The organism is Cytobacillus gottheilii (genome assembly GCF_900166665.1).
GTDB lineage: Bacteria > Bacillota > Bacilli > Bacillales > Cytobacillaceae > Cytobacillus > Cytobacillus gottheilii_A.
Genome location: NZ_LT800494.1, coordinates 2431300 through 2455029, shown reverse-complemented (window position 1 = coordinate 2455029; position 23730 = coordinate 2431300). Strand labels below are relative to the sequence as shown.

The following is a 23730-nucleotide window of genomic DNA, read 5'->3' as shown; positions in this document are numbered from 1 at the left end:
AAATATGTTTCGCAACAAAACAGTCGTCATTACTGGTGCAGCCAATGGAATTGGCCACACACTGGCTAAAGCTTATTGCCAAAAAGGAGCCAATGTCATTGCCGCCGATCTTGATGAAGAATCAGGAAGAAAGTTAACGGATACGGTTAACGGCAGCATTCATTTTGTAAAAACCGATGTAAGGAAAGAAGATGAGATAATCAAGCTTATGAAAACAGCTGACGAAGTGTTTGGCGGAATTGATATTCTTATCAATAATGCAGGTGTTTCAAGATGGAAATCACCGTATGATTTGAGTGCTGATGAATGGGATGACATCATCGGGACCAATTTGAGAAGCGTTTTCCTAGGATCTAGAGAAGCAGCAAAATATATGAGGAAAAATGAGAACGGCGGCTCTATCATTAATCTTGCCTCGACAAGAGCAACGATGTCTGAACCAAATTCAGAGGCATATGCAGCTTCAAAAGGCGGAATCGTTGCACTGACACATGCACTATCGGTATCTCTTTCAAAAGACCGAATCACTGTCAATGCCATCTCTCCAGGATGGATCGAAACAGGGAATTATGAAGAGCTCCGGGAAATAGATCATTTGCAGCATCCATCTAAAAGAGTCGGCAAACCCGATGATATCGCAAGAGCCTGTTTCTATTTATCTTCCTCGGAAAATGACTTTGTTACAGGCATTAACTTAGTTGTCGATGGCGGCATGACGCGAAAAATGATATACGAAGAATAGCATGAATGTCCTCCTTATTGGAAAACACTATGATTAGTGATACCGATTGGAGGATTTTTATTATGACAGAAAAACGACCAGATTTTATGAATAGTTCCTATTTTGTTGACGAACCGGGCAACTGGCATATGAAGCAAGGAGCTCCAAAAAAACTGCAGGAGGAATTCGAATTGTATCTGCAATCACTAGAAGAGCCAAACAATGAACCGGGCACGATTTATGGGGTACATATTGATTATCCGTATTGAGGGATCGGGTGTTAGGGGGAGATCCGATTTTTTTGCGATACTGGAACTTATATACTGGGTAATGGAGGGGTGTTTGTGGTCTTTTCGCGACTTCAGAACCCAAATACTGGGTAATGGAGGGGGTTTTGGGTCTTTTTGCGACTCTAAAATCCAAATACTGGGTAATCGAGGGGTGTTTGTGCTTTTTTCGCGATTTCTGGAATCCAACGAATCCAACACTGGACGCAAAAACCGGGCTAAAGGGAAATTCCACACCTACTAAGTGCCCTTCACAACCCAAAATCCAATCTGAAGAGAACTTCCACACCCGCTAAGTGCCCGTCACAACTCAAAATCCGGTCTGAAGGGAACTAACACCCCTGCTAAGTGCCCGTCACAACTCAAAATCCGGTCTGAAGGGAACTACCACCCCCGCTAAGTGCCCCTCACAACCCAAAGTCCGGTCTGAAGGGAACTAGCACCCCTCCTAAGTGCCCGTCACAACCCAAAATCCGGTCTGAAGGGAACTTCCACCCCCGCTAAGTGCCCGTCACAACCCAAAATTCGGTCTGAAGGGAACTTCCACCCCTCCTAAGTGCCCGTCACAACTCAAAATCCGGTCTGAAGGGAACTACCACCCCCGCTAAGTGCCCGTCACAACTCAAAAGCGATCTGAAGGGAACTAACCCTCCTGCTAAGTGCACCTACAATCACAAAAAAACCCTCCGGCTCAGCGGAGGATTTTTCAATTTAATTCAACTGATTAGACCATTCTTCAACATCCCAAGTCTTGGTAATCCAGCCTTCATAAAAATCAGGTTCGTGGCAGACAAGAACAACAGTGCCTTTGTATGCTTTCAGCGCACGCTGTAATTCAGCTTTAGCAGTCACATCAAGGTGGTTGGTTGGCTCATCAAACAGAAGCCAGTTGCTTTCGTGCATCATTAGTTTACATAAGCGTACTTTCGCTTGCTCGCCACCACTTAATTGATTAAGCGGACGGGAGATGTGTTCATTTTTCAATCCGCAGCGGGCAAGGGCAGCACGCACCTGATGCTGATCCATACCAGGGAACTCATTCCACACGTCATCGATTGGTGTAATGTTATCTGCCTTTACTTCCTGTTCAAAATAAGAAGGGAAGAGGAAGTCACCGTGATGGATTTTTCCGCTGATCGGTTTAATTTTTCCAAGCATCGTTTTTAATAGTGTTGATTTACCGACACCGTTGCAGCCAACGATGGCAATTTTTTCACCGCGTTCAATGGTCATAGTCATTTTCGGCAGAAGTGCGTGTGTATAGCCGATTTCAAAATCTTCCCCTTCAAACACATAGCGGCTGCTTCCGCGAGATTCTTTAAATTCAAAAGTAGGTTTTGCAGCCGTTTCCGGTCTGTCAATACGCTCCATTCGATCCAGCTGCTTTTGACGGCTTTTCGCACGGCCGGTTGTAGAGTAACGCGCCTTATTTTTCGAAATGAAATCTTCTTGTTTCTTAATAAATTCCTGCTGTTTTTCATAGGCGTTGATATGCTGATTTTTATTAATCTCAGCAAGCTCCAGGAATTTATCGTAGCTCGCTGTATAACGGCTCAGCTTTGAAAATTCTAAATGGAAGATCGTGTTCGATACAGCGTTCATGAACTCTGTATCATGCGAAATCAGCAAAAAAGCATGCGGATACTCTTTTAAATAGTTTGTAAGCCACTTAATGTGCTCAACATCCAAATAGTTGGTTGGCTCATCCAGCAGTAAAACCTTAGGTTGTTCTAACAATAGTTTCGCTAGCAGAACTTTCGTACGCTGCCCTCCGCTCAGTGCTGCCACATCACGGTCAATCCCGATCGCATCAAGGCCAAGTCCTCTTGCTGCATCTTCGACTTTTAAATCTAACGTATAAAAGCCGCCTGCATCTAAATGATCCTGAATTTCGCCCATTTGCTCCAGCAGCTCTTCCAGTTCTTCAGGAGTGGCATCTCCCATTTTAGCTGTGATTTCATTTAACTCTTTTTCTTTTTCAAACAAAGGAAGAAACGCTTCATTTAATACATCACGAATGGTCTTTCCTGCTGTAAGTGCTGTGTGCTGATCTAAATAGCCATAATGAACAGTTGGCGTCCACTCAACCTTCCCGGAATCATGGATCAGCTGTTTCGTAATGATATTCATCAATGTCGATTTTCCAACGCCATTCGCGCCGACAAGTCCGACATGATCCTCTGCTAATAAACGAAATGAAACATCTTTAAATAATGTACGGTCACCAAATGTGTGACTCAAATTTTCTACTGTTAATAAACTCATTTTTTGTTCCCCACTTTATTTGTCATCATCTCTACATCATACTAAAAAAAAGCGATAAAAACTAGACCCTTTACTTGTAAATGAATTATACTAAATGGAAAATAATGTGGTCTATAGAAAAGCGGAAGCGCCTTGCTCAGCCCCGACAAGCTTAAGACGAGCTGGCTGGAAGGTTGTTCTTTAACCTTCTGGACAGATTGGCTTAAGACCTCGAGGGGCTAGGCGCTGCAGCTAGACACCAAGAAAAGCGGAAGCGCCTTGCTCAGCCCCGACAAGCTTAAGAGACAAGCTGGCTGGAAGGTTGTTCTTTAACCTTCTGGACAGATTGGCTTAAGACCTCGAGGGGCTAGGCGCTGCAGCTAGACACCAGGAAAAGCGGAAGCGCCTTGCTCAGCCCCGACAAGCTTAAGACGAGCCAGGCGGAAGGGCGTTCTTTAACCTTTTGACTGGATTGGCTTATGAACTCGAGTTCTGAAACCCTGAAGCTAGACAAATTTCTTAATAGATCATTTTATACTAAAGGAAGTGAAACCAATGCAATTAACCCTCAACGCAAAAGGACAAAATGCCAGTGTGATGTCTTATTTACTGGCTAAAAATCCGAATAATATATATGAACGAAAACAAAAGGGGCATTCTGTTCGCCTTTTTTACAGCAAGTTTTCAGAAGAAGAGACAGAGGTCACCATTTTTGTGACACCTGATCCGATTGAGCTGACGAAAAATTCATCTAGTACATACGATATTACTCATTATATTAATGACCGCGAATTTGCCGTCAGCAGTATTTTTTGTTCGTTTATTCGGTCTGCACTTGGAACGGCTTTAAACGGCCAGCCTGCTGATGAATATAAAAAGTGGGTAGATGAACCGTTCGATTTTCAAGTTGATTTTGGACCAATTTCCTCCAGCTTATCAGATGAAAAGCTGAACGAGTTATTCTCTCCTCTAAACTATGAAGTTTTATTAGAAGAAGGAGAGACGAATTATCAGTTTGAGCTCAAGTCACGCAGCACAGCGCGTTTTGTCACTTTAACTGGAAAAACAACTTTGCAGAAGGTTTTAAGACAGCTGTTTGTGCTCATTCCTGTAATCGATGATTATAAGCACTATTATATTGATGAAAAAGAGATTGAGAAGCTGGAGCGCTATGGAGAGGGCTGGCTAGATGATCATCCATTAAAAGAGATGATCTTAAAGCAGTCACTGCGTTTTGAGGAAGTGTACAAGCTAATTGATCAGCCTGCAAAAGAAAAATTTAAAGCGGAAGAACCGCCTAAAAAGCGATTAAATGACATGCGCTATGAAAAAATTATTGAAACCATTGAAAAACTTGCGAAAAAAGAAACCATTGTTGATTTTGGAAGCGGGGAAGGGAAATTATCGGTTCGCTTAGGTTTCATTAGAGGTGTGAAAGAAATTCTAGCGGCGGAACCTTCCCAAATCGCCACAAAAAAAGCATTGGAGCGCTTTGAGAAAGTTGCTAAGAAAGAAAGTTTCCTTATGCCAGAACGAATTTGGAGCTCTTTGTTTTACTATGATGAAAGACTGGCGGGGAAAGATGTCATGATACTATGTGAAGTTATTGAGCATATCGATTATGAACGTTTGCCGAAAATAATCGATACGATCTTTTCAGAATATAAGCCAAAGAGCTTAATCATCACAACACCTAATGCAGAATATAACCAAGTTTACGAATTAGGAGATTCCTTCCGCCATACGGATCATCGCTTTGAGTTAGATCGGAAGCAATTTCAACAGTGGTGTGCTGAAAGAAGCCAGGATTACCCATATTCACTCACCTTTGAGGGCATTGGGGAAACGCACGAAACTTTAGGATCTCCCACTCAGCTTTGTTTATTTACAAGAAAGGAGGAATCTGCATGAATATTTCCTTTCCAGTTGGATGTATCGCTCTCTTAATCGGTCCTTCAGGCAGCGGTAAAACTACCCTGCTCTCAAATTGGATTGAAAAGGGATATATAAAAGCTTCCGAAAAAGTGAGTTCAGATGACTTTCGTGTTTTAGTAGGAGATACAGAATATATCGATTACAGCAATCGCCCAAAAGTAGAAAGTGATGGCTTATTGAACGAATATCAAAAGATCTCCGGAGCTGCCTTTAAGCTCCTGGATCAGACGGTTGAAGCCCGCGCACGTTTAAATAAAGTCACCATAGTGGATGCCACCAATCTTTATAGTGATGACCGCAAAAGATATATTGAAATGGCGAGCCGGCAGCATGTTCCAATCATCGCTATTGTTCTGGATATAAAGGAAGACACACTGATTTCCAGGGATTCAGTAAGAAAAGATCCTCGCGGAAAAAAGCGGATTAAGCAGCAATACAGTACTTTTAAACGTGAGAAACGATTTCTTAAAAACGAAGGCTATACACGCGTCTATTATTTGAAGGAAGAAGATCAGCAAAACAGCACGATAACCAGGGAGCAAAATAAACTAACGCTTGATGTCGCTTCAGGCTTGGATATTATCGGCGATATTCACGGCTGTTATGATGAAATGATTCAGCTCTTGGAAAAACTGAATTACAAGCAAAATGAAGAAGGCTATTATGTTCATGAAGAGGGAAGAAAGCTTCTTTCCATAGGTGACGTAATGAGCAGAGGGCCAAAATCGCTTGTGACGATGGAATTTTGGCTGAGACATATACAAGCAGGATATGCCTATATGATTGACAGCAACCATGGCTGGAAAATCGCGCGCTGGCTCGATGGACGCAAGGTTACGTTAAGTCATGGAGATGAAAAGGTAGAGGAAGAATTTAATGCCTATGCTGAGGAAAAGGGTACAGAAGAAGCTGAAAAATTGAAAGCAGCATTAAAAACTCTTTTTCTGCAAGCACCTTCACATTATGTGCTACAGCAAAATGGAGTAAATGTAGCGGTGTGCACACATGCGGGCATTAAAGATCATTATATCGGCAAAAGCTCGAAGCGAATTAGTGATTTCTGCCGATATGGAGATACAGACGGAGTAGATGAGAAGGGCAAGCCGATCCGCAAAGACTGGTTTATCCATCATCACTCGAGTGAATTCATTATCTGGGGTCATGATCCAAAGCCAAAACCGCTGAAGGTCGGCAATACCATTAATATTGATCAGGGAGCGGTGTTTGGCGGCGAGCTGACCGCTCTGCGTTTTCCTGAACGGGAAATCCAATCTGTTCAAGCTCAGCAAGACTATTCAGAAACAGATCAAAATCCATTAATAGAATGGAAAAAGAAACGGTTTGCACCGCCAAATATCGGTAAATTCATTAATGGGTATTCTGTTTCTCCTGAACATATGAAAGAGATTATGGTAGGTGCTGAATATGTCAAACCGGCGATCGATGATGTATCACATTATACCATTCCAATCGAACAGCTAATTTATATCCCGCCTACGATGACACCGCCGCCAGCTGCATCGTCTTTGGAAAATTACTTAGAGCACCCTCGAGAAGCCTTCCAATTTTATCGCAAACAGGGTGTTCAAAGAATGATTGCTGAGAAAAAACATATGGGTTCACGTGCCATCCTGCATATTTTCAAGAACGCAGAAGCGGGTAAACTGTCTTTTGGATATCCGAGCTTAGGGGTTATTTACTCGAGAGCTGGAAGACGTTTTTTCAATAAAGAAGCTGAAATTAAGATACTAACTCAACTATCAGAAGAGCTGCAGCCTTACTTTGAAAAATATCAAACCGATTTTGTCCTGTTAGATGCAGAAATCATGCCCTGGAATTTAAAGGCAAAAGAATTGATCAGCAAGCAATATGCCCATGTGGCTGAGCATGCGATATTAGACAGAAAGAGGCTTTTGTCAAAACTCAAAAAAGCGGAGCATCCTGAAACGAAGATTTGGCTGGAGCAATACGAGCAAAAGCTCGAAAATGCGCAAACCTTTCAGACTGTTTTCCAAAAGTATTGCTGGGATCTCCATGACCTTGCTGAAATCAGCATTGCGCCTTTTCATGTCCTTGCTCACAGCAATGGTGAATTTTTCGGTCAAACACATGAATGGCATATGAAGCAGAATCAGGAGCTTGCACAGTTATCAAAGCTATTTACCGTGACTGAATACAAAATCATTGACGATGAACAAAGTGAAGAGGAAGTCATCAGCTGGTGGGAAAGCATGACAGAGGATGGTCATGAAGGCATTGTCATTAAGCCAGAGGTTTTTATAATGAAAGAAAAAGGGAAGCTGCTTCAGCCAGCGATTAAGGTAAGAGGGCAGAAGTATTTGCATATTATTTATGGCATTGACTACTTAGAGCCTGCCAATTTAAAAAGGCTGAAGGAAAGAAATACAAACAAAAAGCAGCGGAATGCATTGAAGGAGTTTGCACTTAGCATGGAAAGTGTTAAGCGGTTTATAGCAGGGGAGTCTGTTGAACGTGTGCATGAATGTGTGTTAGCCTCATTAGCATTAGAATCGGAACAAATAGATCCTCGCCTATAGGCCAAAAAAGAAGTCATCTTCGGGTGGCTTTTTTTGTTGTAAAAAAGTATAAAGAGAGAAGGAATTCCTTATTAAGCGATTCCTTCTCTCATGTGATATATACCGAAATTTCCATATTAGGATATCGCTTTTTTCGTTTTAATTTTAATCCCGCATGCACATAAATTGCTATGCTTCAGCTGTTTAATGGGTTTGCGGCAAACAGGGCAAACATTTCGATTGTTTTTCATTCAAATCACCTTTCTACGATGGTAGACATTTCGTACATTGTCCATATACTTCCATTTTATGTGTGTGAATTTTAAAGCCTGTTACACTGGAAGCGAATGCTTCTACGACTTTTAAATCTGGAAAGTTTAAGTCAGCAATCTTTCCGCAGTTTTCACAAATAACATGGTAATGAGGTGCTTTATACAATTCAAAGCGGCTCACACCATTCCCATAAGGAAGTTCTTCAACAATGCCAAGCTTGACGAATAATTTTAAATTATTGTATATGGTAGCAAGACTGATGATGGGAATCTTACTCTGAATGTCTTCAGCGGTTGGGTGGCCATCAGTTTCCATCATTGCACTTAAGATCTGAATACGCTGCGGTGTGATTCTCAGCCCCTTTTCTTTTAAAAAGGGAACGAGTTCTGTTATTCGTTCATCTTCCATCACTAATCAGCCTCTTTATATAAAAATGGGAGGAGTCTGTTTCATTTATAACAGCTCCTCCAAAAAGAATTTTGTCTTTAAATGAGAATCGAGAAGATAAAATGAGAATTTAAAACTAAGAATTTTGCTTTAGTTATTTTACTTCTTCGCCAATTGATAAACCTAATCCTTCTGCAATTTTTGTTCCATATTCAGCATCTGCTTTATAGAAGTGCTGAATTTGGCGCTTTTTGATTTCTTCAAGTTTTACCTCTTTCATAGATGCCACAATGTTTGCAACAAGTCGTTCACGCTCATCAGCGTCCATTAAGCGATACAGGTCACCTGCCTGTGTGTAATGGTCGTTATGATCATATGAAACACTTTCTGCCACACCATTTACAGCAAATCCTGAAGTTTGGTTTTCAGGTGTTTCTGCAGGACCGTTAAAGCTGTTTGGCTCGTAATAAACAGAGCCGCCGCCATTGTTGTCAAAACGCATCTGTCCATCGCGCTGGTAGTTAGCCTGCTCGTTTTTTGGACGGTTAATTGGCAGCATGTTGTGGTTAGCTCCCACACGGTAACGGTGAGCATCAGAGTATGCAAATAAACGTCCTTGAAGCATTTTATCAGGAGAAGGCTCAATGCCTGGCACCATATTGCCTGGTGAAAGCGTAACCTGCTCCACTTCAGCAAAATAGTTTTCTGGGTTTCGATCTAACACCATTTTCCCAACTTCAATTAATGGATAATCTTTGTGTGACCATACCTTTGTGACATCGAATGGATCGAAGCGATACGTATCTGCATCTTCAACAGGCATGATTTGAACCTTTAATGTCCAAGAAGGGAAGTCGCCGTTTTCAATCGCATTAAATAAATCTTCTGTATGATAATCAGGGTGCTCACCAGCAATTTTAGCGGCTAATTGCGGATCCATGTTTTTAACGCCTTGGTCTGCAATAAAGTGATATTTCACCCAAACAGCATCGCCTTCACTGTTAACCCATTTGAATGTATGACTGCCATAGCCATTCATTGTACGGAGACTTGCTGGGATTCCGCGATCTCCCATTAAGTATGTCACCTGGTGCAATGATTCTGGTGAATGTGACCAGAAATCCCAAACCGCTGTAGGATTCTTAAGATGTGTTTTCGGATCTCTTTTTTGTGTATGAATGAAATCAGGGAATTTAATCGCATCCCGAATGAAGAAGATAGGTGTGTTATTTCCAACTAAATCATAGTTTCCATCTTCCGTGTAAAACTTAACGGCAAATCCGCGCGGGTCGCGAACCGTGTCAGCGGAGCCAAGCTCACCGGCAACAGTAGAGAAGCGGATAAACATTGGTGTGCGTTTGCCAACCTCTGATAGAAAATCTGCTTTTGTGTATTTTGATAGATCGTTTGTTACTTCAAAGTACCCGTGTGCGCCGGCACCTTTCGCATGAACAACACGCTCTGGAACTCGTTCTCTATTAAAATGTGCTAGTTTCTCCAGCAGGTGTACATCTTGAAGTAAAGTGGGACCGCGTCCGCCTGCTGTCATTGAATTTTGATTATCACCTACAGGAGAGCCCCAGCTTGTTGTTAATCGATTATTAGTTGTCATAAAAAATCACCTCAAATAGTAGTTTCGATTGCTTATGAACTAATGATAACACTTATCACTCAAAAATCAATACTTTTTTATAATAATTATAAATAAAAACTTTTTATAATGTAGAAGTATTTATAATTATGATAAGAAGAGCAAAAGTCTATCAGTCCTTTAAGCATATATTCTATTTATATTTTTAGAATTATAGGATAGAACGATCTTTTTAGAAGATTTGGAAAGGAGAGGGGTTCATACAGCACTTTGTTCATTCTAATATAGTCTTTAAGAGGACTGATTTAGATCCATGTTGGTAACTCTTAAACCTGCTGGTTAGAAGAAACGTTTCATATGGTTTGCTTAAAATGAATAATAGTTGGTTTTTGTTAATAAAAGAAAATACAATTTCCCCTATAAGTATTTGTAAAATTTAGAAATTGTGTTACGGTTTTATAAAGGAGGATGAGGGGATGTTGCGTTTTCAAATGTGAAGAGGCTAACTAAATGTACTTTTTAGTTCCCTGTTATTAGAGGAGAAGAGTTAAAAAGACATTTAGGAGGAATAAATTATGAACAATCGCGATCTATTAGAAAAAATCAATCAAACGGCCGAAAAAATTCAATTTTCAGGAACGTTTTATGTAAAATCGAAAACTGTTAGCTTAACAGAAAGTTATGGTTATGCGAATCGTTCCGAAAAGATTAAAAATCAATCCAAAACTCGATATGGAATAGCTTCTGGCTGTAAAATCTTCACAGCTATCGCCATTTGTCAGCTTGTTGAAGAGGGGAAGGTTTCATTTAATACAAAATTGAATGAGTGCCTTGATATTGATTTTCCTTATTTTGATCCAAATGTGACCATACACCACTTGCTCTCTCATACATCTGGGATCCCAGACTATTTTGATGAAGAAGAAATGGATGATTACGAAGAGCTATGGATCACAACACCGATGTATCATATTCGGAAACTGCAGGATTTTTTGCCATTATTCCAAAACCGAAAGATGAAGAATGCTGCTGGCACAGCTTTTCATTATAATAATGCCGGCTATATTGTCTTAGGTCTGATTGTTGAAAAGGTAAGCGGAATGATCTTTAGTGATTATATTGAAAAATTTATTTTTCAGAAGGCTGGAATGACAGAATCCGGTTATTTTGAAATAGATGAATTGCCCGAGAGAACGGCTTTAGGGTATGTTAAGAAGCCTGATGGAGGCTGGAAAACAAATATTTATTCACTCCCAGCCAAATCTGCATCTGATGGCGGGGCATATGTTACAGCAGAGGATATGATTCATTTTTGGGAAGCATTAATGAACGACCAGCTGTTAAAGCCAGAAACGACACAGACATTACTGAAAGCGATGGCAGAGATCGATGAAGATCTGTTTTACGGTTATGGAGTATATATGCTGAGGGAAGAAGAAGCCATCGAAAAGTACATCTTAATGGGATATGACCCTGGTGTAAACTTTCGTTGTGTATATTATCCAGATACAAAGCTAAACATTGTGGTATGCTCAAATGAATCTGAAGGTGCTTATGAAATTCTGAAAGAAATTGAGTACGCAATTTTATAAACGCTGACATATTAAAGTAGTAGAATTACTGTTCTGTCTATAATTCACAGAGGCTGGGACACAAATATTTAATATGAAAATAGAACCGAATGGTTAGGAAGTTTATCTAATCATTCGGTTTTTTATGTGGTTGAAGGAACCGATTAAAATGCTTTAGCCCAATCTGGCATACTCATGGAACATAATAGCTCAAGTTCTGTTTTTCGTTTCTCAACATATGAGCTTACACTGCGGAGATCATGGTCAATAATAGCAGGGTGGGTCATCACTTCAATAGATTCATATGGCAAATCTTTAAGTTTATGAAAAAGCTGACCATCAACACCGTCCCCATAAAAGTCCAACCAAAGTGCCTGGGTTAAGAGAATATCAGATTCATCTTTAATTGAATCAGCAAAACGAACGGGGACCTTGTATTTTTTTGCAAGCCGGACGATGACCTCTTTCAAAGCTGGCCAGCTGTGGACATGGTGATGACTGTCGATATGGTGAAGGGGGAGACCTGTATTAAGAAAAGCTTCTATTTGAGCTTCCCATTCTTTTTCGACCAGTTGAGGATCCAAGTCAATATTGGATTTCTCGGAATTGCTGAATTTAAAAAGCCCTTTTTCATTCGTTAATGAAGCAGCATCTCTACCAACCGGCTTTCCCCATGTCAGTACAAGATGAATGCCAACCTGTAAACTGGGATGCTTGTGTGCTTGTTCAACTGCATATGAAACAGCAAGTCCATTCATCATCAGTGTTGCTGACTGAACTATTCCATTAACATGTGATTGAATAATGCCATCAGTAACACCTTTCGTAAGTCCGTAATCATCTGCATTCAGAAGTATCTTCATATTAACCCTCCGATTTCTATTGTTCTTCCGGGTAATTCCTCTCAATGATAAAATTCGTTTTATCTCCTCTAAAATAAGAGCGGGAAAATTCAACATGTCGTCCTGTAGTATCAACTGCCACTGTTTCAAGGTAGAAGCAGGGGATGTCCCGTTTGCATTTTAAGTAATTGCTCGTGCGTTCATCTGCAAGTGTAATTTCAACATTTTCCGTTGTTTTCGCGATATGGACGGAAAACTGCTGTTTTAAAGAGGTATATAGAGATGATTCAGCATGTTCTTTTGTGATCCCGGGTGCGACTTCCCATGGAATATATGAAATTTGATATTGTGTCGGCTCTCCGTTGGCACCACGTGTGCGCTCAATTCGCTGAATAGGTGCATTTATAGCAACCTTTAATGCATTTTGCAGAAATTCATTAGCAGGGACGACTTGGATGCTGATGAGCTGTGTGCTTGCTTGTTTTCCTTGCATAGCCACTTGGTCACTATATTTTTTAACTGTTTGGGTGAGCGTTTGACTTACTTTAGGATCAGCTACAAATGTTCCCTTTCCTTGATGACGAACAAGGTATCCTTCTTGTGTGAGCTGATGCAGAGCGGCGCGAACCGTTGTTCTGCTGACGTCAAATTCTTTGCAAAGTTTATATTCAGTAGGGAACTGTTCTCCGTGCTTGTATTTGTTTGATTTAATTTGATTCATCAGTTCTTCTTTCACATAAGCATGCAGTGATTGATTTTTTTCCATTATGAACTCCTATCGATGCAGCATGAAATAAAAAAAAGAAATAGAAAGCGTTAACATTTTTGTTTATAAAAATAACTTACAAGATTATACATTATAAAACAATTATACATAAATGTTATGACAAATCCTATATGATTAAGAACAATTTTTTGGTTAGGAACAAATAGATCGATTCCAGGGAGCAAGGTTATATTTGAAACTTGGAGATTGCACACTGTTTTTTCGGGGGAAAAATTCACAAAACTACCCGGAGGATTAGGCAGTAGTTTAACATGTCTAATCCTTCGGGCAGATACTGGCTATTTTAAATTGGGTTCATTTTGACTGAAAAGAAGCGGAACGTCTATCCCTGCACGCACGTCACTATAAATTCTCCCTAACAAGCGGCATGCTCATGCAGCGTGGACCGCCACGTCCTCTGGATAATTCTGAGCTTTCAATTTCGATGACTTCAATTCCATGCTCACGGAGAACATTGTTTGTAACCGTATTGCGGTCGTAGGTAACTACAACACCTGGTGCAATGGAGAGTGTATTAGAGCCATCATTCCATTGCTCACGGGCAGCTGCGATCGGACATCCGCCTCCACAGGGAATTAACGTAATTTCTTTAAGATTTAACACTTCCTTTAAAGCACTGGTTAGATCAGATTTTCTGGAAATTTCAAATTCACCTTCTTCAGATGTTTTTTCTAGAATATAGATATTAAGTCCGCCTTCTTCACTTTCAATCCCTGGATGATAGGTGAATTTGTCGTAATCAACCATCGTAAACACAGTATCTAAATGCATATAGGCTCTTTTTTTCGGAATCTCAACTGCCAGAACTTTCTTAAATGTATTGTTCTGTTTAAACACTTCTGACGCTAATTTCTCAATTCCTTGTGCAGTTGTCCTTGCGCTTACACCAATCGCCAAAACTTCACTGCTTAAAACAAGCTGATCGCCGCCCTCCATTGAATAAACATCATTCCTAGAGAAGTACGTTTGTTTTTGAGCGTCTCGAAAGCGGGGGTGAAACTTCATAATCGTATCAACAAAGATGGACTCACGCCTTCTCGCAGGCTCGTACATCCGATTAATGGAAATGCCATTTCCGATCACCGCTGCTGGATCTCTTGTAAAATAAAGATTCGGCATCGGATCTAAATAAAAGGGATAATGCTCATTTGTTATCTCATGCAAATGAACTTGTTTGCTTTTTGGTATTTTGGATTTAGGCACCCCAGACATGACAATGCTGACGAGCTCGTCTCCTCCTAATGATTGAAAATACTCTTTTACACTGTCATATGATCCGTCTAAGTTTTCCAGGCCATCTTTTAAGATCTCATCCATAAAATATTGCCTGGCATCCTGATTCTGTACAGCCTCTTTCATTAATACGTCGAGATAGAGAACTTCGATGTCTCTATTCGTTAATTGTTGCGCAAAATAATCATGTTCTTTTTGGATGATGGGAAGGTGAGGAGTATCATCGAATAATAGTCTTTCTAAGTATTGTGGCATTAAATGCTCGATTTCCAATCCTGGTCTATGTAGCATAACTGTTTTAAGTCTACCGATTTCTGAAGTTACATTTAATTGCTGCTGCATTCTATTTTTCCTCCTAATTTCTTTCTATTTGAGCCGTTCCCTTCAAATTGGTAGAGTAAACAGATCATTTGTTTGTATAAATATTCATGCTTTCAAAAAGAGGATAAAAGCGAATATTTTCACCAATAGTATGGGATAGGAGCGTAAAATCATGCATAAGTCTCAGAACTTTATGTCCGCTATATATGTACAAAACAAAAATATATGATAAAGTTATTAGTGGAAACGCTCAACAAAACAAGGTTTTTATTGTCCTTGCAGAGTGGACAAATGTATTAATTGAGGAAAAGAAAAGAATGGAGGCTAAAATTATGACAAGCAAAATATTAGATTCATTCCTTGATGAAAATTTAAATGATTTAAAAGGCAGAGGTTTATATAATGTAATTGATCCACTGGAAAGTCCAAATGGCCCAAAGATCAAAATAAACGGTAAAGAATTAATTAATTTATCATCTAACAACTACTTGGGGCTAGCTACAGACGATCGTCTTAAAAAAGCTGCTAATGAAGCACTTGAAAAATATGGTGTTGGTGCTGGTGCAGTCCGAACAATAAATGGAACGCTTGATATTCATATCGAGCTTGAAGAGATACTTGCACGCTTTAAGCATACAGAAGCAGCGATTGCATACCAATCAGGATTTAATTGTAATATGGCAGCTATTTCGGCTGTGATGGATAAAAATGACGCGATCCTGTCTGATGAATTAAATCATGCATCTATTATCGACGGCTGCCGTCTTTCAAGAGCGAAAATCATCCGCTTTAATCACTCAGATATGGATGATTTACGTGCAAAAGCAAAGGAAGCAACAGAATCAGGTTTATATAATAAAGTCATGGTCATTACAGATGGCGTTTTTTCAATGGATGGAGATATTGCAAAATTGCCTGAGATCGTTGAGATTGCTGAAGAATTTGACTTAATTACATATGTAGATGATGCCCATGGTTCCGGCGTTTTGGGCAAAGGTGCGGGTACTGTTAAGCATTTTGGTTTGTCAGATAAAATTGACTTCCAAATCGGAACTCTCTCCAAAGCAATCGGCGTTGTCGGCGGTTATGTGGCAGGAAAGCAATCCCTTATTGACTGGTTAAAGGTGCGCAGCAGACCTTTCCTTTTCTCGACATCCTTAACACCTGCTGATATTGCTGCATGCATTAAATCCATTGAGCTATTAATGGAGAGCACAGAGTTAAATGAAAAGCTATGGGACAATGCCAATTACTTAAAAGATGGCCTAAAAAAGCTTGGCTTTGATATTGGGGAAAGCGAAACACCGATCACACCATGCATTATTGGAGATGAAGTAAAAACACAGGAATTCAGCAAACGTCTGAATGAAGAAGGTGTTTATGCCAAATCGATCGTGTTCCCAACTGTACCAAGAGGAACAGGACGTGTAAGAAATATGCCTTCTGCAGCTCATACAACTGACATGCTGGATGAAGCACTGGCCATTTATGAAAAAGTCGGCAAGGAAATGGGATTGATTTAAAGTAAAAATAGTGAAGGGGGGAAGGAATGAGCAAATCCTTCCCTTCTAAATACTGAAAAAAGGCGACAGGCTCGTTATTCCTCCTAAAACAGATATAAGAGGATCAACTCCTAGGAGCGCAATTCAAATAAATGTTTTTATAAGTGAAAGAGCGATAGAGCTTTGTCTTTACATGAGAAAGGGCTGGGGATGAGTATGAAACGAATAATGATTACTGGGGCGTTAGGGCAAATTGGGTCAGAGCTTACAGTGAAATTGAGAGAAATTTACGGAGCAGATCATGTGGTTGCAACCGATATTCGAAAAAATGAAACAGAAGCGGCTTTGTCTGGTCCATTCGAAATCGTAGATGTGACAGATGCCCGCACGATGTTAGAAGTTGCTAAGAAATATGAAGTTGATAGTGTCATTCATATGGCTGCTTTATTGTCTGCAACAGCAGAAGCCAATCCTGTTTTTGCATGGAATTTAAACATGGGCGGTTTAATGAACGCTCTTGAAACAGCACGAGAGCTGAATGCTCAATTCTTTACTCCAAGCTCAATTGGTGCTTTTGGTCCGTCAACACCAAAGGATCGTACCCCTCAAGATACGATTCATCGCCCAACTACCATGTATGGGGTGAACAAAGTGGCTGGAGAATTGCTGTCAGACTATTATTTTCATAAGTTTGGAGTAGACACAAGAGGATTGCGTTTTCCTGGATTGATCTCCTATGTCACACCTCCAGGCGGCGGTACAACTGACTATGCAGTAGAAATCTACTATGAAGCTGTTAAAAATGGAAAATACACTTCATATATTGATAAAGGAACGTATATGGATATGATGTACATGCCAGATGCTTTGGATGCAATTGTTCAATTAATGGAAGCTGATCCAAGCAAGCTGCAGCACCGCAATTCCTTTAACGTTACTGCTATGAGCTTTGAGCCTGAACAAATTGCTGCTGAAATCCGCAAACATATTCCTGGCTTCGAGATTTCGTATCAGGTTGATCCAGTTCGTCAAAACATTGCTGACAGCTGGCCGAACTCAATCGATGAGTCTGCTGCTGTTGAAGAATGGGGATTTAAAGCTAATTATGATTTAGCGAAAATGACAGTGGATATGCTGGAAAAACTGAAACAGAAATAAGATCCTCTTATTTTAAAGGGTAAAGATATTTCCAGATGAGTTTACCGATACAACTAAATAAAAAATATCTAAAATACGAGACTTGGACATAAGTATTTAACACACCCATAGAACCGAATGATTAGGAAGTAAATCTTTCTAATCATTCGGTTTTTTTATTTGTTAAACATTTAATATTTCAAAACATGAGTGAAATGAAGCGGAGGACCCTCGACTCCTATGGGCAATAGAGGAAAAGGTGAGACCCCGCAGGAGCTTTGTTCCGAGGAGGCTCAGCTTCCTCCCCATGGAAAGCGAGGGTCTGGAGCGCAATGGAACAGACTTGTATAAACATAAACCTTGAAAATGAACATTCGTGTTGTACAAATACTAATTTCGTTTGGTTCCAGCCTCTTTTTTATTTATGCTTATAAAATAAATTTTATAAACATGAGTGAAATGGAGCGAAGGACCCTCGACTCCTATGGGCAATAGAGGAAAAGCTGAGACCCCGCAGGAGCTTTGCTCCGAGGAGGCTCAGCTTCCTTCCCATGGAAAGCGAGGGTCTGGAGTGCAATGGAACGGGCTTGTATAAAAACATAAACATTGAAAATGAACATTCGTGTTTTACAAATACTAATTTCGTTTGGTCCCACTCTTTTTTATTTATGCTTATAAAATAAATTTTATAAACATGAGTGAAATGGAGCGGAGGACCCTCGACTCCTATGGGCAATAGAGGAAAAGCTGAGACCCCGCAGGAGCTTTGCTCCGAGGAGGCTCAGCTTCCTCCCCATGGAAAGCGAGGGTCTGGAGCGCAATGGAACGGACTTGTTTAAATACCCAAACGATATTGCTAATCATGAATGAATACAAAGGAATTAGAAAATATTAAGAATCTACAGCCGGCAATTATCTAACGAACCTGAGATCATTTAATAGTAAAAAGGATGATATGCATGACTTATCAGGAAGGTTTAAAGCAAATTGATCAAGCATCGCAAAAAATTGTTGAAGCAAATCAGTTAACAATGGAAGCAGTAAACCATGCGTTCCTGTTTACCTGGCAATGGTGGATCGCGTTGGCAATGATTATCATTCCCTGGGTTATTTGGTTTGTCTTTCGAGACCGTAAGAGTTCAGCCCGCATTTTTGCAGCTGGATTATTATTAATGGTTCTATCAGAAGTCCTTGATATTGTTGGAGTTGGTTTAGGCAAATGGGCGTACCCTGTAAAAGTAATTCCCATTGCAACAGTCAGCTTTTCATTTAGGTTATCGATGCTTCCTGTATTTGCCATGCTATTAATGCAAATTAAACCGAAATTAAACCCTTTTATAAAGGCTATAATTTTTGGAGTTTTTGGGGCATATATTGGTTTGCCATTGTTAGGTGTCATTGATTTATATAAAAAGATTGATTGGTCTCTGCATTATTCATTTATCCTCCTAACCATTATGTATTTGCTTTCTCATTGGTTTAGCAGACGAAAATCCTTTCATGCAATAGAGTGATCTGTGAACGAACTAAACCAAAAATCTCAGAGCAAAAAAGCTCTGAGATACTTAAATGTGTTCCGGCAATATTGATTATTCGCCAACGATAATAAGTTTTTCTTTTGGTTCTGTTACTCTCCCAATGATAGAGGAATGGGATAAACCTGCTTGATGCAGTTTCTCAACGTATTTCTGTGCTTCTTCTTCCGGCATTGCAACAAGCAACCCGCCGGATGTAATGGCATCGCATAGCAAAAGCTGAATGTCTTCACCTATTGAACCATAATCGACATCATGTAACAGCCACTTATGATTCGCTTTAGAACCGCCTGGCACCACACCTTCATTTGCCAGTTCTTTTGCACCTTCTAACACCGGTACAAGATCTACATGAATCTCCAAGCTAACATGGCTTCCTTTGGCCATCTCGCTTCCATGACCGAGAAGTCCAAAGCCAGTCACATCTGTCACTGCATGTGGTGCAAACTCCATGAGAATTTCCGCCGCAGTCTTATTTAATTCGGCCATCACTTCAGTAACAGCCTGTTCTTGCTCACTTGTAACCGCATTTCTCTTAATTCCTGTTGTTAATATCCCCACACCGATTGGCTTCGTTAGAACCAAAACATCACCAGGCAATGCGCCAACATTTTTCCAAATCTTATCCGGATGAACAATCCCTGTAACCGACAGACCAAATTTAGGCTCCTGGTCATCAATGGAATGGCCGCCAACTGTCACGGCACCAGACTCTTTCACCTTATCGGCAGCTCCTCTTAAAATATCTGAGAGCATATCAGCTCCTAGTTTTTTGACTGGATAGCCTACTATATTTAAGACCGTTTTCGGCTGGCCGCCCATTGCATATACGTCACTCAAGGCGTTCGCAGCTGCAATTTGGCCGAACATATACGGATCATCAACGATCGGAGTAAAGTAGTCGATTGTTTGAATGAGGGCAATTGTATCTGTTATCTGATAGACGCCTGCATCGTCTGATGTTTCATGGCCAACCAGCAGTTCAGGCACACTCTCTTGCTTTGGCAATAGACGCAAAACTTGCGCCAAGTCCTCAGGACCAATTTTGCAGCCTCAGCCGGCTTTGGTTGACAGTGAAGTCAGGCGAATTTTTTCATGTTCACTCAAAATTATCACCTCCACTAACAGTATACCTTGATTTCTTCAAAAAATTAAAGCTAAAAACTAGCTGAAAATGGACGGCTCGTGATGTTCTTTACGTCAATTTTACATTTATTAACTAGTAAAAAAGTCTTAGTTGTGATAGTTTAATCTAGTTATTAAACAAACATAATAGCTTTTACATAATAGGGTTTAATACATATCAAAGTACGTGGAGGATACATTGTATGAAAAGCATCAAGACCAAGTTGCTAGGCAGCTTTGCCATTATTGTTTTGCTCATGACTTGTATTGCTGTTTTTAGCTTTGTCACCATTTTCACCATATCAAATAGCTTGAAAAATATAACGGAAAACGATATGAAGATGGTTGAAGCTGTTAATGAAATGTCATTTAGTGTAGCAAACCGGGCAAAGATTGCTAGAGATTATATTCTTTTTGGCGAGGAACAGTTCAAGGAGAATTTCCTTACCGAAACAGAAAAGGCCCGTGAATTAGAGCAGCAGCTGGCATCAGCCTTAGGCAGCAATCATTCAACTGCTGAACTATCAGCGGCATTTACGGACGCATTCGAAAAAACAAAAAAATGGGAAGATTTAGTCATGAATGAAATAATCCCTCTCTTTGATCGCGGAGATCTTGAAGGGGCGATTCGCTTAATGGAAGAGCTTTGTTTACCCTACAGCCAGGATGCAATTGATTCTTGGGTATATGTAGTTGATATACAAAATGCCTCAACCCAAACAGAAGCAGCAGAAGTTAATGAATTAGCATTTAACAACCAAATGTTAATCATGGTTCTTTCCATCATAGCTGTCATCGGATCCATTTTCATTGCTGTAACAAACTCAGTAAAATTAACAAGACCGATTATTTCGGTTGTGAACAGATTAGAAGAGATTGCGGACGGTGATTTGACAGGTAACCCTTTGGTGACAAAATCCAAGGATGAGATTGGCCGTCTGTTTTTGGCGATTAATAAAATGTCTGAAAGTTTAAAAGGACTGCTTGAAAAAGTTTCTGCTACCACCAAACAGGTTGCAGCCTCATCTCAGCATTTCAATTCATCCGCTGAAGAGACCGTACAGAGTGCAGAGCTCGCTGCATCGTCCTTACAGAATATTGCTGCTGGAGCGGATAGTTCGGCAGCAAGCGCAGGACAATCAGTAAAAGCAATGACCCAATTATCTTCAGGTGTACAACTGGTAGCAGAAACGTCCGCTGACGTTTCAAGAGAATCCCAAAAGGCTGCCAACCATGTACAGACTGGAAATACGTTAGTTGAAAACGCCATATTGCAAATGAGATCGATTGAAACAGCAGTAGCTGCCGGAACCACTCAAGTGGAATTGCTCGGACAGCGCTCAACTGAAATCGGGCAAATTATCAGTGTCATGAGAGAAATATCAGAACAAACGAATCTTCTTGCTTTGAATGCAGCAATCGAGGCTGCCAGAGCAGGAGAAAACGGAAAAGGATTTGCTGTGGTAGCGGATGAGGTGCGAAAATTAGCTGAGCAATCCAATCGATCAGCTAACCAAATCTCAGAGCTGATTAGACAAATACAAGAAGATACCACAGAAGCGGTCCAATCGATGTCTCAAGGAAAAGTAGAAGTAGAAATCGGCACAAAGATTATAAATGAAACGGGATCATCGTTTACGGAAATCTTTAAATCAATCGACATGGTTTCAAAAAGAATGGCAGAAGTAACATCATCAGCAGAAGAAATGGCTGCTTCAGCAGAAGAAGTGAACGCAACCATTGAATCTCTCGCCGTTTTGGCAGAACAGACATCAAATCATACCGGCAACGTTGCTGCATCATCGGAGCAGCAGCTCGCAACCATGCAGGAAATCAGTGCATCTGCAGCATCTCTAAATAAGCTGGCGGAAGAACTCAAGGACGAATTGAATCACTTTAAACTGTGAAAAAACTGACTTTTTGTTAATGAGCTTTTCTACATTTCAAACAGCATCGCTTAAACTATTATTGGTCCTGACATATAGGAAGTGGGATAAAATGCTTGGAACACTATCTCCAAGCATTTTCCTGTTGATTGAAACGAAAGACTGCGAGGCTCCTGCTCAGTACCACCCCTCCGGAAAGCAAATGCTGAAATGGAAAGCTTTGTACATTTAAGTAAAAACAAGATTTGCGAAAACAGCCTTTTAGAAGCGAGCTGAATTCCAAAGCCTAAAATGACGAGCCTTATGTATATACGTCAAAGCATGCATTTACCCAGAGTATTCCCAGCCGTTTTTACCTATGTTTTTCATATTTATCGAGGATAATGATTACAACTTCGTAAATACTAACAATAAGGATGGTGAAGAATGTATGAAACAACCATTAATGGCTTCTGAAATTGGAATTCTCTGGACTTCCTTTCAAAACGACAGTATGTCCGCCTGCATTCTTTCACATATGCTGAAATATGCAGATGATAAAGAAATAAAAGAAGCTATAGAATTTGCGTTAAATATTGCAACTGTACATATTGAAAAGCTGACAGCTCTTTTTGAAAAAGAAGGATATGCAAAGCCAACAGGTTTTACAGAAAAAGACGTAAATTTAAACGCACCCCGTCTTTTTTCAGATGCCTTTGCTGTTACGTATATTAATCATATGGCTAAAGCAGGAATGTTAGGCTATAGCGGGATGCTCGCCATGAGTGGCAGAGAGGACATCGTAGATTACTATTCAAAGGCATTATTAGAGACAAGAAACTTATATGAAAAAACATTAAAAGTTATGATTAGAAACGGGCTCTATGTTAGGGCACCTTATATTCCATTGCCGTCTGAAACCGACTATGTTGATTCGAGCAAATATTTAAGCGGACTTAATCCTTTTTCAAAAAAGCGACCATTAAATTCGATTGAAATTTCCCATTTGTTTCTCAACATTCAAACCAATTCAATTGGCATTAAATTATGCTTAGCGTTTGGCCAAACCTCTCCGCGTGAAGAAGTGCAGGAATATCTGCTTCGCGGAAAACAAATCTCTGAAAAACAAATTACGGTATTTACGAAAACGTTATTAGACAGCAATATTACAGCACCAACTTCTCCGGATGAATGTGTAACCTCATCAACCACACAAGTTTTTTCAGACCAGTTAGTCATGTTTCACATGTCTTTACTTAGTGCTGCAGGGACCGGTAATTATGCAACTGCTGCAGCAGCTAGTCAGCGCAGTGATCTGGCCATCAATTATGAACGTTTATCATTTGAAATTGCCCGATTTGCGAAGCAAGGTGCCGATATCATGATTAAAAACAACTGGCTCGAACAGCCGCCAGGCACAATTGATCGTGAAATGCTTGTCAGGAAAAAAGGGGAATCCTAGAAGATGTCTAACTTCATTCAGAAGGAAACACATTGCGAATCCAAACAAGTTATACTACAATCGTAAATGTGAACATTTAGTGAATTTTCAAAGTATTGAGGGGGATTAATTATGAAGTATACTGTAAAAATTGAATTTTGCATGATGTGAAACTACGCACCAAAAGCCGCGGGTCTCGCGGAAGATCTTTTTAACCATTTTCGAGGAAACATTACCAGCCTTGAGCTTATTCCAAGCTCTGGAGGCGTTTTTGAAGTGACTGTGAATAATGAGAACTTCTATTCAAAAAAGGAAACAGGTGTTTTTCCTAAATCACAGCAGATCATTGATCAAATGGAAGCATAACCGCTAGATGTAACCTTTCTCTATGAAAGC

The 23730-nt window shown here is 40.2% G+C and carries 17 protein-coding genes and 1 pseudogene; 11 read left to right on the top strand and 7 right to left on the bottom strand.

Annotated features, from left to right (window positions below; genetic code table 11):
• Positions 1 to 4 precede the first annotated feature (4 nt).
• Both B7E07_RS12105 and B7E07_RS12100 read left to right on the top strand, forming a co-directional pair.
• Positions 5 to 742 carry an SDR family NAD(P)-dependent oxidoreductase gene (locus B7E07_RS12105; protein WP_080846107.1) on the top strand — a complete coding sequence of 246 codons (738 nt, stop codon included), beginning with the start codon at positions 5 to 7 and terminating at the stop codon, positions 740 to 742.
• Between the two features lie 62 nt (positions 743 to 804).
• Positions 805 to 990: a hypothetical protein gene (locus tag B7E07_RS12100; protein ID WP_080846106.1), complete on the top strand. Its 186-nt coding sequence runs from the start codon at positions 805 to 807 to the stop codon at positions 988 to 990.
• Between the two features lie 729 nt (positions 991 to 1719).
• Here B7E07_RS12100 and B7E07_RS12090 read toward each other — a convergent pair.
• Positions 1720 to 3273: an ABC-F family ATP-binding cassette domain-containing protein gene (locus tag B7E07_RS12090; protein WP_080846104.1), complete on the bottom strand. Its 1554-nt coding sequence runs from the start codon at positions 3271 to 3273 to the stop codon at positions 1720 to 1722.
• Positions 3274 to 3807: 534 nt separating this feature from the next.
• Here B7E07_RS12090 and B7E07_RS12085 point away from each other — a divergent pair.
• Together B7E07_RS12085 and B7E07_RS12080 are read left to right on the top strand one after the other, a co-directional pair.
• Positions 3808 to 5163: a 3' terminal RNA ribose 2'-O-methyltransferase Hen1 gene (locus tag B7E07_RS12085; protein ID WP_080846103.1), complete on the top strand. Its 1356-nt coding sequence runs from the start codon at positions 3808 to 3810 to the stop codon at positions 5161 to 5163.
• Entirely contained in the window at positions 5160 to 7745 is a 2586-nt protein-coding gene (locus B7E07_RS12080) for an AAA family ATPase (protein ID WP_080846102.1), read from the top strand. Before B7E07_RS12085 ends, B7E07_RS12080 begins: the two co-directional genes overlap by 4 nt.
• 243 nt (positions 7746 to 7988) lie before the next feature.
• On the opposite strand, the gene B7E07_RS12075 is transcribed toward B7E07_RS12080, so the two are convergent.
• Both B7E07_RS12075 and katA read right to left on the bottom strand, forming a co-directional pair.
• Positions 7989 to 8405 carry a Fur family transcriptional regulator gene (locus B7E07_RS12075; protein WP_080849183.1) on the bottom strand — a complete coding sequence of 139 codons (417 nt, stop codon included), beginning with the start codon at positions 8403 to 8405 and terminating at the stop codon, positions 7989 to 7991.
• A 133-nt stretch (positions 8406 to 8538) separates the two neighbouring features.
• Complete coding sequence (katA, locus tag B7E07_RS12070; RefSeq protein WP_080846101.1) at positions 8539 to 9996, bottom strand: catalase KatA; 1458 nt, start codon at positions 9994 to 9996, stop codon at positions 8539 to 8541.
• A gap of 554 nt (positions 9997 to 10550) precedes the next feature.
• Between katA and B7E07_RS12065 the strand changes: the two genes are divergently transcribed.
• The gene (locus B7E07_RS12065; RefSeq protein WP_080846100.1) at positions 10551 to 11567 is read left to right on the top strand and encodes a serine hydrolase domain-containing protein; all 1017 of its coding nucleotides are present in this window, start codon (positions 10551 to 10553) and stop codon (positions 11565 to 11567) included.
• A 143-nt stretch (positions 11568 to 11710) separates the two neighbouring features.
• Here B7E07_RS12065 and chbG read toward each other — a convergent pair whose 3' ends face one another.
• From chbG to arcA, 3 genes are all read right to left on the bottom strand, one after another.
• Complete coding sequence (chbG, locus tag B7E07_RS12060) at positions 11711 to 12409, bottom strand: chitin disaccharide deacetylase (protein WP_080846099.1); 699 nt, start codon at positions 12407 to 12409, stop codon at positions 11711 to 11713.
• A gap of 16 nt (positions 12410 to 12425) precedes the next feature.
• Positions 12426 to 13154 (bottom strand): GntR family transcriptional regulator, encoded by a 729-nt coding sequence (locus B7E07_RS12055; RefSeq protein ID WP_080846098.1) that lies wholly within the window; start codon positions 13152 to 13154, stop codon positions 12426 to 12428.
• A 363-nt stretch (positions 13155 to 13517) separates the two neighbouring features.
• Positions 13518 to 14750, bottom strand: coding sequence for an arginine deiminase (gene arcA, locus B7E07_RS12050; RefSeq protein ID WP_080846097.1), 1233 nt, complete (start codon positions 14748 to 14750; stop codon positions 13518 to 13520).
• A 311-nt stretch (positions 14751 to 15061) separates the two neighbouring features.
• Between arcA and B7E07_RS12045 the strand changes: the two genes are divergently transcribed.
• The 3 genes from B7E07_RS12045 to B7E07_RS12035 all read left to right on the top strand — a co-directional run bounded on the left by B7E07_RS12045 (position 15062) and on the right by B7E07_RS12035 (position 18882).
• Complete coding sequence (locus tag B7E07_RS12045) at positions 15062 to 16252, top strand: glycine C-acetyltransferase (protein ID WP_080846096.1); 1191 nt, start codon at positions 15062 to 15064, stop codon at positions 16250 to 16252.
• Between the two features lie 195 nt (positions 16253 to 16447).
• Positions 16448 to 17389, top strand: coding sequence for an L-threonine 3-dehydrogenase (locus tag B7E07_RS12040; protein ID WP_080846095.1), 942 nt, complete (start codon positions 16448 to 16450; stop codon positions 17387 to 17389).
• Positions 17390 to 18327: 938 nt separating this feature from the next.
• Positions 18328 to 18882: a CBO0543 family protein gene (locus B7E07_RS12035; RefSeq protein ID WP_080846094.1), complete on the top strand. Its 555-nt coding sequence runs from the start codon at positions 18328 to 18330 to the stop codon at positions 18880 to 18882.
• Positions 18883 to 18957: 75 nt separating this feature from the next.
• On the opposite strand, the gene selD is transcribed toward B7E07_RS12035, so the two are convergent.
• The gene (gene selD / locus B7E07_RS12030) at positions 18958 to 20010 is read right to left on the bottom strand and encodes a selenide, water dikinase SelD (protein ID WP_080846093.1); all 1053 of its coding nucleotides are present in this window, start codon (positions 20008 to 20010) and stop codon (positions 18958 to 18960) included.
• A gap of 221 nt (positions 20011 to 20231) precedes the next feature.
• Here selD and B7E07_RS12025 point away from each other — a divergent pair, with 221 nt between their 5' ends.
• The 3 genes and pseudogenes from B7E07_RS12025 to B7E07_RS23755 all read left to right on the top strand — a co-directional run.
• Positions 20232 to 21935 (top strand): methyl-accepting chemotaxis protein, encoded by a 1704-nt coding sequence (locus B7E07_RS12025; RefSeq protein ID WP_080846092.1) that lies wholly within the window; start codon positions 20232 to 20234, stop codon positions 21933 to 21935.
• A 409-nt stretch (positions 21936 to 22344) separates the two neighbouring features.
• Complete coding sequence (locus B7E07_RS12020) at positions 22345 to 23355, top strand: DUF3231 family protein (protein WP_080846091.1); 1011 nt, start codon at positions 22345 to 22347, stop codon at positions 23353 to 23355.
• A 162-nt stretch (positions 23356 to 23517) separates the two neighbouring features.
• Positions 23518 to 23700, top strand: a pseudogene (locus B7E07_RS23755) (Rdx family protein); the annotation flags it as partial.
• Between the last annotated feature and the right edge of the window lie 30 nt (positions 23701 to 23730).